Consider the following 14300-nt stretch of genomic DNA (forward strand, 5'->3'; position numbering starts at 1 on the left):
CCTGTATTATACAAAGAAATCCCTACTTGTTTTAAAATGGTATTGAAAAAACGATATAGAGGAAACAATGACAAACAAAGAAAAAATTAAAAAAATTCAGGCTGTCATTGATCATCCAGGAAGAGAAAGAACTTATTATAGTTTGCTTGAAGATTTGGGTGACCTTAAGGGTAACTACGCGGATTACATGACAACAAAACCAATCAATTGTAGTGAGGAATTACAGCGTGTGGCAAATGCAGATTATGAATTATGTACTGCATTGCTTACTGCAATTCTAAGAGAAGATCATTTTAGTAATGGCTCCTTCGAGCACAGACAACGCGCCGGTCAGGTTGATGAAATCCTTAAAAGAATGGTAGCAGAATTGAATAAATAAAGCATAATGGCAGTATTGGTCGCTATGATCAGTACTGCTATTTTATATTGAATTTTGCAGTAATTTTAGCAAAATCCAATTTTAAAGAGCTATGCATAGAAAATGGAAGAAGAAGCATGATGTGGTGGTTCGTACGATCAATGAGTATATTAAGAATGGTTGGCAGCATGCTGGCAGCTATGCAGGCTAACAAAAGTGCAAAATCTATCATACAACAGCAGGCAGATACAGATGATAATGCTGATTCGGATGATGATTTTATGATGACTATTGCACAGAGCTAATTGAATTGGATGGAAAAAGATTGATGGCAGAATCCGACAGCATAGAATACAGTTTAGGAAAATATCGCATGATTAATGGAGAAATATACCGCCAAATAGCGACGGCAGTAATTAAAAGCATTTGTGTTGTAAGAAGCAATACATGGTGGTACACTATAGGAAACAGGAGGTGCATACTATGGCAACAAAAACTGCAAATGTAACAGCGCGAATTCAACCAAATATAAAAGAGCAAGCAGAGGCAATTCTTGACAGACTTGGAATTCCTGTATCTGTATTCATAGATATGACTTACAGACAGGTTATTATGCGTGATGGAGTACCATTTTCACTTGATATTCCGGATAAACTTGTTACAAGAGATTCTATAACACAAGCTGAATTTGATATGATGATGCAGACCGGTCTTGCACAGGCAAAAAAGAACGATTCTGTATCTGTTGATGAGGCTTTTAGTCAATTAAAGTCGAAGATATAGTGCATGAACGAATATGAGGTAAGGGTAACAAGGCAGGCATTAGAGCAGATAAAAGAGATAGTACATTATATTTCAAATGATCTAATGGCACCGGATGCAGCACATAATCTACTTGACAAGATGAAAGCAGAGATTACTAAGTTGTCGAGTTTTCCGAAAAAACATGACTTGATTGATGAAGAGCCATAGAGGACTGAGGGAGTACGCAAGGTTGTGATACCAAGCATTATAATCCTCAATTAATCGTTGCAGTAAGCTTCAATATCAATTCCAAGTGCATGGTGAGTAAGAATACGTTGGTAGAGGATTAGATGTTATGGAATATAAATATACATCAGGAATATACAGGAGATGTTCAACTAATTTTAAAAGATGACAAATAAAATAGCCCTCCAAGCCATCAGGGCTAGGAGGGTTTCGTACAATTATGCAATATTCTTAATAAATGATTGCATCATTAACTGTGAATCCATCAAGTGAGTTTTCTTTCACCTGAATGCAAATATAAGTGATACTCGAATCATTTGCAGCAAAGAATTGACGCTTTGCTGCAGGGCTGATTTTTAACCAGTCACCTGCAGTAATTTCAACAGTATCTCCATCAATGATAGCAGTTCCTTTTCCAGCAATAATTCCATAGATTTCTTCATTATTTTTGTGAGAATGAACGAAAGGAACACCTGCACCAGCAGGAAGAGAATTAATACTTACTTCAGCACCAGTTAAAGAAAGTGCTTCATGAAGTTCTGTGCGGCCTTCTTTACCAACATTGGTTTTTGTATAGTTTGACATTTGAATTACCTCCATTTTTATTTGCAACCTTGTTGCTTGAGTATAGTATAATCATTTATACACTCTAAAAAAAGTACGCACCTTTTTGTAACTGTACATAATAAAATGAATACACTATAATATTTTTGAAATGAGGTGACTGCACATGAAGACAAAAAAGGAACTTCCAGAATGTCCTGTCGCAACATCAGTGTCTTTAATTGGTGGTAAATGGAAGTTATTGATCATAAGAAATTTAAAAAGTCGTCCATGGAGATTCAATGAACTTCAAAGAGATTTAGATGGAATTTCTCAAAAAGTACTAACTGATAGTCTTAGGCAGATGATAGATGATGGCCTTGTGTATAGAAATGATTATCATGAGAATCCACCAAGAGTTGATTATGGACTGACAGACCTTGGAAAAGAGATGATGCCGATTATTGATGCATTGGCAGATTTCGGAATTTATTATAAGACGGTTGTTGATTAAACCTAAGACTCCTCATCACTGAATTTAGTTCTAGTGGTGAGGATCTTATTTTTACATATAATGGCATAAAAAGATCTTACAAATAATATGAATCACTTCTCAAGTCAGTGAACAAAAAAGAACAGATCAACACAGAGTTTATTTTGAAAAAGACTGGGAAGGGTAGTCGGATTGACTGGGTATGAGAAGCAAATCAAAAAAGAGACTTATCATTTTGCGATAAGTCTCTTTTTGCTTCTTTCTTCAAAAGATGAAAATTACTTAGAACCATATACTTTTTTAGGAAAAATCACAGAATTATTTTCATATTTTGCTTCAAAAGTTGCCTGGATAGAAAGCTTCATAAATAGTTTTCTGTCTACATCGCTGACCATAACCGATGTATGAGCCTGACATCCTTTTAGATTAGGAAGCTGTTCCAATGCTTTCTGAGCATTTGGATCAGAAGCGGCGCTAACAGACAATGCAATCAGCACTTCGTCCATATGCAAACGTGGGTTTTTGCTTCCAAGATATTGTGTTTTTAGAGTCTGGATTGGTTCAATTGCTGCAGGCGAGATGACCGGCTGACTATGTGGAATACCAGCAAGCTCTTTGAGTGCATTTAAAAGGAGTGCTGCGCAAGGACCAAGGAGGTCTGTAGTCTTACCTGTGATCATACGGCCATCTGCAAGCTCTAATGCAGCAGCAGGAGCTTTTGTTTCTTTTGCACGAGAAAGAGCAACGTCAACAACTGGACGATCGTGGACTGTAATACTAGCCTGATTCATAAGCATCTCGATTTTATATACTTCTTCCTCGGAACATTTGCCAGCAAGAGCGCGTCTTCTTGCATCGTAGTAGCGACGGATGATTTCCTGACAAGAAGCATCCCTACATGCGGCATCATCACAGATACAATTTCCGGCCATGTTAACTCCCATGTCTGTAGGAGACTTATAAGGGCTTTGTCCATAAATACGCTGGAACATTGCATTAAGTACCGGGAAGATCTCTACATCACGGTTATAGTTGACTGTAGTCTTTCCGTAAGCTTCTAGGTGGAAAGGATCAATCATATTTACATCATTCAGGTCTGCAGTTGCAGCTTCGTATGCAAGGTTAACTGGGTGTTTCACTGGGATATTCCAAATTGGGAATGTCTCGAATTTAGCATAGCCGGCGCAGATGCCTCTTTTATGCTCATGGTAGAGCTGGGAAAGACAGACTGCCATTTTTCCACTTCCAGGTCCAGGTGCAGTAACAACAATGAGTGGACGAGATGTTTGGATAAACTCATTCTTTCCATAACCTTCATCACTAACAATATGTGGAATATTAGAAGGGTATCCTTCAATTGGATAATGAAGATATACCTTAATGCCAAGCTTCTCTAATTTATTTTTAAATAAGGAAGCGCTCTGCTGTCCGCTGTACTTTGTAATAACGACACTTCCTACAAACAGACCATGTGATTCAAAAATAGACATCAAACGAAGGACATCTACATCATAAGTGATGCCTAGATCTCCACGTACTTTATTCTTTTCGATATCTTCTGCGCTGATAACAATCACAATCTCGGCCTGGTCGCTAAGTTGCATTAACATACGCATCTTAGAATCCGGCTGAAATCCTGGGAGTACACGAGATGCATGGAAATCATCAAATAATTTTCCACCAAACTCTAGGTAGAGCTTGTTATCAAACTGAGCAATGCGTTCGCGAATATGAGCAGACTGCATCTGCAAATATTTTTCATTATCAAATCCTATGTTCATCATTCTATCCTCTTTCCTATAATCTTATTTTTAAACAGTTCATTCTATATTGAACCAACATTTAAAACTACCGTCTAACAATATACTACGGAATATGGGAAGTTTACAATCTTTTTATAATCTTTTTTATGTTACTTGTTTAATACTAAAATTGTACTTAAATGCTCCACAAACCATAGGTTAGCGAAAATAAAATTTTATAAGCACCGATTAATCGGCGCTCATGAAGCTGAATCGGATGCATGAATTTTCCATCTGTTCTATAATTAGATTAGAAATCAGATAGAGATATTCCAGACTGTTACAATGTCTGCATTGTCTGCGTTCACATCACAGAATATCTGTCCAGGAGAAAATGAAAGATCTGTATCAATAGTAAAATAGGGGATTGTGATGGCGTTTGCATTTGGAATTATGTATTGTATACTAAGTCAGTTTATCTATGAACCAATGGTATCATTTTCTCCAAAAATATAGCAGTTATTCATTCAGCAAGGCGGTTCTATCTTTTCACTGGTTACCTGCAAAGTTATTTGTTGTGGATAAATAGAAAGCAAAAAATTTAATTTAGAGGTGATTTCATGAATAATCTATGGGATAAAATTATAGAAGACTATAAAATAGCAAGAGAATGTCTAGTGTATTCAAAGAAAAAAGATTACTGGATACGTCAAGAAGACAAAGGAATGTATCATTTATGGTCAGCATATTATGCAGCTATAAATGCAGAGGAAAAGAACCATTTGTTCTATGCAAGAGTCTTATCATTGATGGGATGGGAAATGCAAGCAAAAAGTTCTAATTATGAATTGTTGAATAAGTATTATAAGCCAGCGATGAAACAATATGATCTTGCATTGAAGGAAAATCCACACTGTGCTTATCCTAAAGAAATAGAGAATGTTAGGAAGAGTTATGAATACTATAAATACATTGTTGAAAAAAGTAAAATAAGAACTGATGCAGATTATTATAACGCGATTAAATTACTAGAAGGTCATGAATGTTTAGATGAATTTTCATTTCATGATAGCAAGTTTATCAGTTTAGAATGTAATGATCAATCAGCAGTGTTGAAGCTACAATATGGCGATATTTATCATTTTGAGTTCAGTGATATTTACGATGTAGAGATGAATTGTGATCCACTCACAGCATATGTAAATGATTTTGCTATATATCAAGCTGTACCTGATTTAGAAACGATTGTATTTGATATAGAGTTTTTGAAAATTATTTGCAAGCATATCAAAGTACGTTCATGATTGTGCTATTGCTATTATCTTTACTAAACGATAATGAAAAGAATTAGTTAACTTTGAAGAATCAAATGATTCATCGCTAATAGATTAAATACTATCTGAGGAGTTTGATTTTAGATAATAGTAGATGAATATTAATTATATTTCTGTTTAGAAAACTTATTTTTATATTATGGTATTTACCGGCATGATATAATTAAATCACCAAAGAAGGAGGAATCATTTTGAAAAAGAAAAATGATAAAATAACCATTCGTTCTAGTGCAGCAGAATACTTAACATATGTTGCCTCTGTAGGTAATCAGCAGGACAGTATTGAAATGCGCTATGAAGATGAGAATATATGGTTAACACAAAAGATGATGGCCACATTATATGACGTTAGTTTACCAACGATAAATGCTCATATTAAGAAGATTTATGCAGATAGTGAATTAGAAGAGTCCGCAACTATTCGAAATTTTCTAATAGTTCAAACTGAAGGTTCACGTAAAATCACTCGTAATACAAAGCACTATAATCTTCAAATGATTATTGCAGTTGGATTCAAAGTAAATAACGAGAGAGCTGTACAGTTTCGCAAATGGGCTAATGATATCGTTAAGGACTATACAATCAAAGGTTGGGTCATGGATGATGAACGTCTAAAAAACGGTGGATCAGTGCTTACAGCAGAGTATTTCGACCGTTTGCTTGAACAGATTCGCGAAATTCGTATATCTGAACGTAGATTCTATCAGAAGATAACAGACATCTATGCCACATCTCTTGATTACGATCGAACAGCAGCAACAACAAAGCAGTTCTTTGCAAAGGTTCAGAATAAGATGCATTATGCAATTCATGGACATACAGCAGCAGAGTTGATTTATGAACGAGCAGATGCAGAAAAGCCCCATATGGGATTAACTACTTGGGCTGCTGCACCAGAAGGTAAGATTCTAAAAAGTGATGTGACCATTGCGAAGAATTATTTGAGTAAAAAGGAAATGCGTTCTCTAGAACGTATTGTATCTGCTTATCTTGATTTGGCAGAGGATCGTGCAGAGCGTCATATTCCAATGACAATGGAAGATTGGTCAAAACGTTTAGATCTATTCCTCATGGCTGATGATAGAGATGTTCTTCAGGATGCAGGTAAAATAACTGCAGAGATTGCTAAAGCAAAAGCCGAAACCGAATTTGAAAAATATCGTATCATTCAGGACAGATTATTTATGTCCGATTTTGATAGGTATATTTTGGAACTAGAAGAGAATGCAAAGAACTAGGATTGTTGCTTTAAAATTTTCTAGTAAATTGTTCACGATATAGAGATGAATTGTGATCCACTCACAGCATATGTAAGTGATTTTGCTATATATCAAGCTGCACCTGATTCAGAAACTATTGTATTTGATATAGAGTTTTTGAAAATCATTTGTAAGCATATCAAAGTGCATAAATGCTTGTAATATTAACTGGATTTTTTATGAGAAAACTTATTCTTATATTTATATATTTGTCATTATGATATAATTAAGCTGTCAAAGAAAGTGAGGATCTAATATGAATAATAAAGGTGTTGGTGTTATTTTCTGTCTGATATCCGCAATTCTAGTTTCTGCAAAATACATATCAGCTGCTATGTTCATGAGTAATATTGCTACAAAAGATGCTTCTCTGTTTAAAAAAGGATTAGAATATGTAGGACCATTTCTATCAATAGAAGCCATCCTAGCAATGATCATTGGTATTTTGTTTTTAGGATATGGATTGTATATTGATTCAAAAAAATAATAATACAACATTAGACAAGCACCTATCGTATCTGATAGGTGTTTCTTAATATTAATAGAAGGGGAGGATTAAATAGTATGTTACAAAAATACATTAAACAAGTCATTATTTCTCTTATATCTGAATTTGATTACTATTTTGCAGAAAATGGATTTCTTAGAAAAAGCAATAGCCTTACATGTATTAGAAAACTAGATGGTGTAACTGCAAAAAGTAGAAATAGTATTCTTCTCAAACCCTTCATATCATCCAGGTGCATTAGCACATATATATCCTCATATGCAGATTTATATTCCTTCAGTGAATGGTACTACTAAAATATACGCAAGTCATATCATTCCATCAAAATGGTTAGATCAATTTACAATCAGACAACCAAAAAAGATCAACTGTTGGATTTTTTTGAAAAGAACGCAATACCGCTGCTTAATGATATAATAAGTGAGAAAGATTATTTATCACTTTATGAAAATAAAGATAAACGAATCATCTGGGGTGATAACCAATATTTATATATTGCAGCCACTTATCTTAACAATCATGATTTAAATAAGGCAAAAGAAGTTATTAAAAATAGATTTGGTAAAAACGGATTAAGAAAGAAATATAATGAAGTAATTAAATATTTTGAAAATTTAGAAGAATGATGTATTAATATCAGAGGTGATCATATTATGACAACAAGAAGCTTTAGGATGTTTGCGACAAAAGAAGATTTAATCTCTATTTTTAATGATTTTCAACAGAATAATGAAATACAGTATTTCAAGTGTGGTCGTATGGATGGCTTGATAGAAATATCTGATATCACAAAAGAACCACATTTTGGTATTAATTTAAGAGGCAATCATATTAATAATCAACGGCTTGTATGTTTAAGTGGTACTATACCTATAAAAAGGAAAAACAAGTTCTGCTTAGATAATACATTTTTCCTAGATCAGGAATTCAATAAAGAAACTATTATAATTGATATAGGAGGAATCTATGAGAATAAAGCTTTATTTCCAACAGAAATCAGTACAATCTGGTATAAAAATGAGAATTCTAAACACCTTTATACAATGTTGAAAAAATCATGCAAGAAGTTTACGCATTGTACACAAAATGGTTATCTTATTGGTGAAGGTGCATATTCAAAAAGAGAATATTATCGCTTTTGCATTATAAGTATTGATAGTCCACCAACTTATGATTTAAAATTTAAATAGTAACACATCAAGTGCAATGTTATAGAAGAATGATGAGGTAATATTATGGAAAACACTATAAAAACAAATAACGACGAAATTAAAGTAAGAGAAGAATCAGGAAGTATATCTGAAGTAACAGAAGAACTTCTATTAGATGCAAGATCATCTCTTGAAAACAAGAAAACTATAAGTGTACCTATTGGGAAACTATCATCTTTAGGTGCAGGTGTTTCTTCACTTATTCCTGCACTGCATACAGTTACGACAACTACTACTTTTTCAACTGATAAATTATATAGAATCGCAAATCAAACAACGGGAGATACCTTGAAAATGGCTAAGGATGGAACTGCCTGGGGTGCTATGAAGACACAGGCAGGAAAATCTAAAATGGCTAAATTAGCTGAAGCGGGTCCTCTTTCTGCTACATCTCAAGCTGTAGTTCCAATAGATCCTGCTACTATGATGATGGCAGTCGCTTTATATTCTATTGAGAAAGAACTTGGAGAGATTGCGAAAACACAAAAACAAATATTGTCGTTTATGGAATTCAAAGATGAGGCAGATATTGAAGGTGATCTTGAAACAGTCAATGAACTTCTTACTAATTATAAGTACAACTGGGATAATGAAATGTATGTTTCAAATAGTCATAAGATGGTTATGGATATAAAAAGAACCGCGAGAAGTCATATGCTATCACATCAAAAACAGATTACTGAATTTCTTTCTTCAAAGAAATTATTAGTTGGACAAGCACAAGTCAAAGAAGCTTTATCTGACTTAGAGAAAAAATTCAAGTATTATAGACTTTCTTTATACACATATTCTCTAGCATCTATGATGGAAATCATGCTTGGTGGTAATTATAAAGAGGAGTATATTGCGGGTATTAGAGATGAGATTACTGACTTATCAAGCAAGTATAGAAATCTATTTAATGAAAGTTCATTCTATATTGAAAAGCTTGGAGATAATTCTGTTGAATTTAATGTCGTAAATGGTTTAGGTATGGCAGGAAAAGCAGTTGGTAAAATGATTGGTAGCATCCCATTTATTAGCGAAGGACCTGTAGATGAATTGCTTCAAGAGGGTGGGAGCCAGTTAGAGAAAACTGCAAAAGAAATGAAGATGGATGCTGTTCATCAATTTGCATCATTAAGTAATTCAGGTACACATGTTTTTGTTGATAAAATGGAAGATATGATTCAGATTTATAACCATACTGAAGAAATCTGTTTTGATGATAAAGAGATTCTTTTGGTTGTAAATTAAAAATGTTTAAAGGCAGTTTGAACATCTACACACTATAAGTATCCTTATAATCTCTTTAATAAGATTGTTTTTATTAACATCTAAAATAACAAATCTAAGATTAAAAGTATTATTTTGTAGATTATGTGTATTCAAATCATAAGTCATCTAAAGTGGTTTCTCACCATTGAATTAAATTTCATGTGTAAGAAACCTTTTTATAATATGTATAAAATAACATTTAATTGTATATGGACATTTAATATTTTGATATAATTTATTTACTAGCGATAGATTGGAGGTTAGTATTCATGGATAAAAAAAAGAATATATTAGAAGCTTGGATAATGGTAGAGCATTTATCTGAAGGTGATATCAATTCAAATGATAAACATCTAAAAAGAATAAACTCTTATGTAGACGACTATTATACATTATTTAAGAATGAAATATTAAAGAAGAATAACATTGATAAAGACGGTGGTATTGTATTGTACTTTAACATTTTTCAATTTAAAAATGTTATTTCGCTTTTGAGAAAACAATTTAAACTTGATGAATCAGATGAAGACATAAAATTAGGAAATAAGTTTTCTTTTGCAGTTTATTTCGATAAGGAGCTCAAATTATCTGATAACGTGGCTTTCTTTACAGAGAGCTATTACATTCTAAAAAATAAAAAAGTTCCTAAAGAAAAAGAGTTTTTAGAGTATGAAGAAGAAAATAAAACTTATATTAGAGAATTATTTGAGTGTTCTGAAGATGAGAACTACAAGGAATTCTTTAATAATGCTTTTGCTAAATTAATTAAGAAATATTCATTAGATCGTGAAAAGTGCAGGATGAATGTGTCAAGCAATTTAAAGTCCGATGCCACGAATTTACATTCGTTTTTTATTGCTGATCTAGAAAAAGCGAAATCTATAAAATCAGACAACCTTAATAGATACCTATTAGGTACATATAAGGATAGGATTAATCTTGATAGCAGAATGAATAAAGATACATTTAATCCAGATGTATTTTATAATATTTTGCAACCTGTTAATTATCCTGTGACACGTTTTCCAAGTAATCTTGAATATTCACTTTCTCTTATGCAACAGGTTGCTGTAAACTTGGCAACTGGATACGATGATGACCAAATGCGTAGTGTGAACGGTCCTCCTGGAACAGGCAAAACTACTCTTTTAAGGGATATATTTGCAGAATTGATTGTTGAGCAAGCATATGATATTACAGAATTAAAATCAAAAAAAATTACTGATAAAGTATTCTATTATGGAAAAGCAGGAATAGGTAGAATGCCTCAATCAATAGCTGATAAAGGTATAGTGGTTGCAAGTTCAAATAACACAGCAGTTCAAAATATTGTAAATGAATTGCCGTTATGCAGTGAAATAGATAAAACCCTAATTAAAGAATTAAAAAATGCAGATTATTTTTTCGATATTTCAAATTCAAACATTTCGACAAAATGGAGAAAAGATGAGACTGGCAAAAATATTGAAGATTTAGAAGCTGAACTGAATGAAGAAAAGAAGTTTTGGGGATTATTTTCTCTAGAGGGAGGAAAAAAAGCCAATATGGATCACATTCTCACTGCATTAAAACATGTAATAGGTTATTTAGAAGATAAAGAAAAATTTAAATCTAATCCTAGTGTATATGATGAATTCAAAAAAGAATATGATTCGATTATTAAGTGCAAAAATGAAAAACAAAAAATTTATAAAGAATATAAAAAATTAGATGAACAGAAAAAACAACTTCTTAAAGTGAAGGATGACTATTCCAGAAGTATAAAAAAAATCGAGAAAGAATTAGACACACAGAAGCATAAATTTACAGATTTTAAGAAAGAAACAGATATTAAAAAATCTCAACTTGTAGACAATATAAAAATAGTTGAGGAAAAAATCAAAAATACTCAAGATGAACTAAGTCATAATCAACAAGCCATTGAAATTTTAAAGTTAAATAAACCTCTTTTCTTTTTACCGGGAAGAAAAGCTTATAATAAAAGAATGAAAAAATATTCCACTGAGCATAATAAGTTATATGATGAGATCTCCAAACTAAATATAGATAGAGAACAATTAAAAAAAGAACTTAGTCATATCAGAAGCAAAGAGAATGAATATGAGTTTTTAATTAATGATAAACAGAATGAAAAAAATAAAACAGAAGCAGCGTTTCTTGAAAAAATTAAAAATTTAGAAAATAATATTCAATCAAGTGAGGCATATTTAAAAGTTCAACCAACAAAACCATTAGATATGAATCAAGATTATAAAAATCTTCAGTTGATGAATCCATGGTTTGATAGAAATTATAGAGAAAAGCAATCAAAGCTTTTTATTGCTGCATTAGAGGTCAGAAAACAGTTTTTATATGACAATATTAAGAGTGTAAATGCAGCAAAGATAATATGGAATAAGCAGAATAGGTATCTTGAAAACAAGGAAGTTATTAACGAAGCATGGAATTGGATTAATATGGTCATACCTGTTATAAGTTCTACATTTGCAAGCATTAACACAATGTTTAAAAATCTAGGTGAAAACACTATAGGATATTTATTTATTGACGAAGCTGGACAAGCATTACCACAAGCAAGTGTAGGTGCAATATCTAGGAGTAAACAGGTTATGGTATTAGGTGATCCAGCACAAATCAAACCAGTTCTTACTTTAGATTCTTCAATTCTAGGTATATTGGGAAAACACTATGATGTATCAGATAAATATCTATCTGATAATGCATCTACTCAGACTTTAGTTGATAATATCAGTAAATATGGTTTTTATGATGATAAAGGTGAATGGATTGGTATTCCTCTTTGGGTGCATAGAAGATGCAGAAATCAGATGTATGAAATATCAAATATAATTTCTTATGAAGGGAATATGGTACAAGGTAAAGATGTTGACGGTAAAGTAGATTGGTATGATATTTCAGGAAAAGCGTCAGATAAATATGTTAAAGAGCAAGGAGAGTTTTTAAAAAATAAGATACAGGAACTAATAAATCAAAATCCAAAACTTATTGAAGAAGATGATAAGATTTTTGTTATTTCCCCGTTTAGACATGTTGCAAACGAACTAAAAAAAGAACTTGCAGATGTGTTAAAAAATATATCTAGTAAAAATAGTAATAACAAACCAATTAGTATTGGTACTGTTCATACTTTCCAGGGTAAAGAGGCTCCTATTGTATTTTTGGTATTAGGATGTGATGAAAGTAATAAAGGAGCTGCTAATTGGGCTATGGGTTCAGAAAATCCGAATATTATGAATGTTGCAGCAACAAGAGCTAAAGAAGAATTTTACATTATTGGTGATAAAAAATTATTCAAAGAACTTGGAAGTGATGTTATTAATAAAACACTTGAAGTCATTGAAAAAAGTAACAATGAAAATCTAGAAAAACAATGCGATTAAGAGAATTATTATTGAAATTATTTCTTGTTTTGAAAACCCATAATCAACAGGTGACGATTTAAGAGAAATACGAAGCAGAAATATTCAGGATATAGACTATCTGTCTATGACTGATATGAAATGATCTTTGTAGGTATTCCTTGATTTTATCCATAATATATCCCAGTAATATTATATTTTTAATATTACCGATTATTATCTTTAACCAGAGTAGTCTATGATCCTTTTCTTCATTTAGTGTATTAAAGCCTTTCTCGCCATCAGTATTAAGTAATGCATCATGTGATAATACACAACATTTTTCTATGTTTTTCTTAAGTGACAGACCAGTATAATCTGTGATGAGTCTCAATTTGATGAACCTGGGATAGTTGCTTTCTTTGTCTGTAGATAAAATGCCAAGAATAAGTTGCTGCTTATGGCATGAGCTGCATTCAAGAACATATGAAGTCTTGGTCTTTTCTACACGCTTGACTCGCTAATACTTATGGTATCCGCAATGATCATATGAGAATCCATCAGGCCATTCTATGGATTTGAATAATTCAATACAGTTATTGATGTTATTAGAATAGTTCTGAGTGAACTCACATAGAGAAGCTTTCTTTGGCTTTAATAGTTTGTTTGACATGTAATTATATCTCCATCTGATTTCTGATCTAATTATAGAACAGATGGAAAAATATGTGTCTGGTTCAGCTTCATGAATACCGTTTAATCGGTTTTTATGATATTTATTTTTCACTAACCTGTGGTTTGTGGGTATTCAAATAGATATTATTTTTTGCAATATAACTTAACAAATCATTTTTTATACGTTCATGATAATTTTGGTGCGTTTATGAAAAAATAGTTAATTAGCAAAAAAAATATATGTAATATAAATAATTGAGATAGGGGAATCTAATAATCTTCTAGAAAGGAGATAAAATATGAATGTATTGTAAAAGTTATCATGCGATTAGCACTTAGTGCTACACTATATTCACATGAAACAATGTCACTAATGGGAATGTAAGAACCAAAAAAGCCAAAACTCAAAAAAGATGGATCAAGATAGTTTTTATCTTGATTTCTTTTTACTATTGATTATTTTGGCGTAGCTGACCAATAATTCCGATTTAGCCTGATCATTAATTCCGATACACTTGACCAATCATTCCGATTAGGTTGATCAATTATATTATACATACTCCTTTTCTAG

At 32.2% G+C, this 14300-nt stretch carries 15 protein-coding genes; 12 read left to right on the forward strand and 3 right to left on the reverse strand.

Annotated elements, in window-relative coordinates:
- Positions 1–67 precede the first annotated feature (67 nt).
- The 4 genes from H8909_RS08125 (at position 68) to H8909_RS08140 (ending at position 1330) form a co-directional block, all read left to right on the forward strand.
- Positions 68–379, forward strand: coding sequence for a DUF6508 domain-containing protein (locus H8909_RS08125; protein ID WP_187012471.1), 312 nt, complete (start codon positions 68–70; stop codon positions 377–379).
- Between the two features lie 140 nt (positions 380–519).
- Complete coding sequence (locus H8909_RS08130) at positions 520–663, forward strand: hypothetical protein (protein WP_187012472.1); 144 nt, start codon at positions 520–522, stop codon at positions 661–663.
- Between the two features lie 178 nt (positions 664–841).
- Positions 842–1141, forward strand: coding sequence for a type II toxin-antitoxin system RelB/DinJ family antitoxin (locus H8909_RS08135; RefSeq protein WP_187012473.1), 300 nt, complete (start codon positions 842–844; stop codon positions 1139–1141).
- Between the two features lie 3 nt (positions 1142–1144).
- Positions 1145–1330 carry a type II toxin-antitoxin system RelE/ParE family toxin gene (locus H8909_RS08140; RefSeq protein ID WP_202985931.1) on the forward strand — a complete coding sequence of 62 codons (186 nt, stop codon included), beginning with the start codon at positions 1145–1147 and terminating at the stop codon, positions 1328–1330.
- A gap of 249 nt (positions 1331–1579) precedes the next feature.
- Here the strand turns inward: H8909_RS08140 and H8909_RS08145 are convergent, their stop codons facing one another.
- Positions 1580–1933, reverse strand: coding sequence for a cupin domain-containing protein (locus H8909_RS08145; RefSeq protein ID WP_187012474.1), 354 nt, complete (start codon positions 1931–1933; stop codon positions 1580–1582).
- 145 nt (positions 1934–2078) lie between these two features.
- Between H8909_RS08145 and H8909_RS08150 the strand changes: the two genes are divergently transcribed.
- On the forward strand, positions 2079–2405 hold the full coding sequence (locus H8909_RS08150) for a winged helix-turn-helix transcriptional regulator (protein ID WP_187012475.1): 327 nt from the start codon (positions 2079–2081) through the stop codon (positions 2403–2405).
- Positions 2406–2662: 257 nt separating this feature from the next.
- Here H8909_RS08150 and H8909_RS08155 read toward each other — a convergent pair whose 3' ends face one another.
- Positions 2663–4168, reverse strand: coding sequence for a DUF1846 domain-containing protein (locus tag H8909_RS08155; RefSeq protein ID WP_202985932.1), 1506 nt, complete (start codon positions 4166–4168; stop codon positions 2663–2665).
- Positions 4169–4746: 578 nt separating this feature from the next.
- Between H8909_RS08155 and H8909_RS08160 the strand changes: the two genes are divergently transcribed.
- From H8909_RS08160 to H8909_RS08190, 7 genes are all read left to right on the forward strand, one after another.
- Positions 4747–5430 (forward strand): hypothetical protein, encoded by a 684-nt coding sequence (locus tag H8909_RS08160; RefSeq protein WP_187012476.1) that lies wholly within the window; start codon positions 4747–4749, stop codon positions 5428–5430.
- A 221-nt stretch (positions 5431–5651) separates the two neighbouring features.
- Entirely contained in the window at positions 5652–6698 is a 1047-nt protein-coding gene (locus tag H8909_RS08165) for a virulence RhuM family protein (RefSeq protein ID WP_187012477.1), read from the forward strand.
- Positions 6699–6975: 277 nt separating this feature from the next.
- Positions 6976–7206, forward strand: a complete 231-nt coding sequence (locus H8909_RS08170; RefSeq protein WP_022425626.1) for a hypothetical protein — start codon at positions 6976–6978, stop codon at positions 7204–7206.
- Between the two features lie 347 nt (positions 7207–7553).
- Entirely contained in the window at positions 7554–7853 is a 300-nt protein-coding gene (locus tag H8909_RS08175; protein ID WP_187012478.1) for a hypothetical protein, read from the forward strand.
- Between the two features lie 27 nt (positions 7854–7880).
- Positions 7881–8417: a hypothetical protein gene (locus H8909_RS08180; RefSeq protein WP_187012479.1), complete on the forward strand. Its 537-nt coding sequence runs from the start codon at positions 7881–7883 to the stop codon at positions 8415–8417.
- Between the two features lie 45 nt (positions 8418–8462).
- The gene (locus H8909_RS08185; RefSeq protein ID WP_187012480.1) at positions 8463–9674 is read left to right on the forward strand and encodes a hypothetical protein; all 1212 of its coding nucleotides are present in this window, start codon (positions 8463–8465) and stop codon (positions 9672–9674) included.
- Positions 9675–9964: 290 nt separating this feature from the next.
- The gene (locus H8909_RS08190; protein ID WP_187012481.1) at positions 9965–13096 is read left to right on the forward strand and encodes a DEAD/DEAH box helicase; all 3132 of its coding nucleotides are present in this window, start codon (positions 9965–9967) and stop codon (positions 13094–13096) included.
- A gap of 478 nt (positions 13097–13574) precedes the next feature.
- Here the strand turns inward: H8909_RS08190 and H8909_RS08195 are convergent, their stop codons facing one another.
- A complete protein-coding gene (locus H8909_RS08195) occupies positions 13575–13727 on the reverse strand; it encodes a hypothetical protein (RefSeq protein WP_187012482.1) in 153 nt (50 codons plus the stop codon).
- Positions 13728–14300 lie beyond the last annotated feature (573 nt).

The sequence above is a fragment of the Catenibacterium faecis genome (assembly GCF_014306455.1).
GTDB classification, from domain to species: domain Bacteria; phylum Bacillota_I; class Bacilli_A; order Erysipelotrichales; family Coprobacillaceae; genus Catenibacterium; species Catenibacterium mitsuoka_A.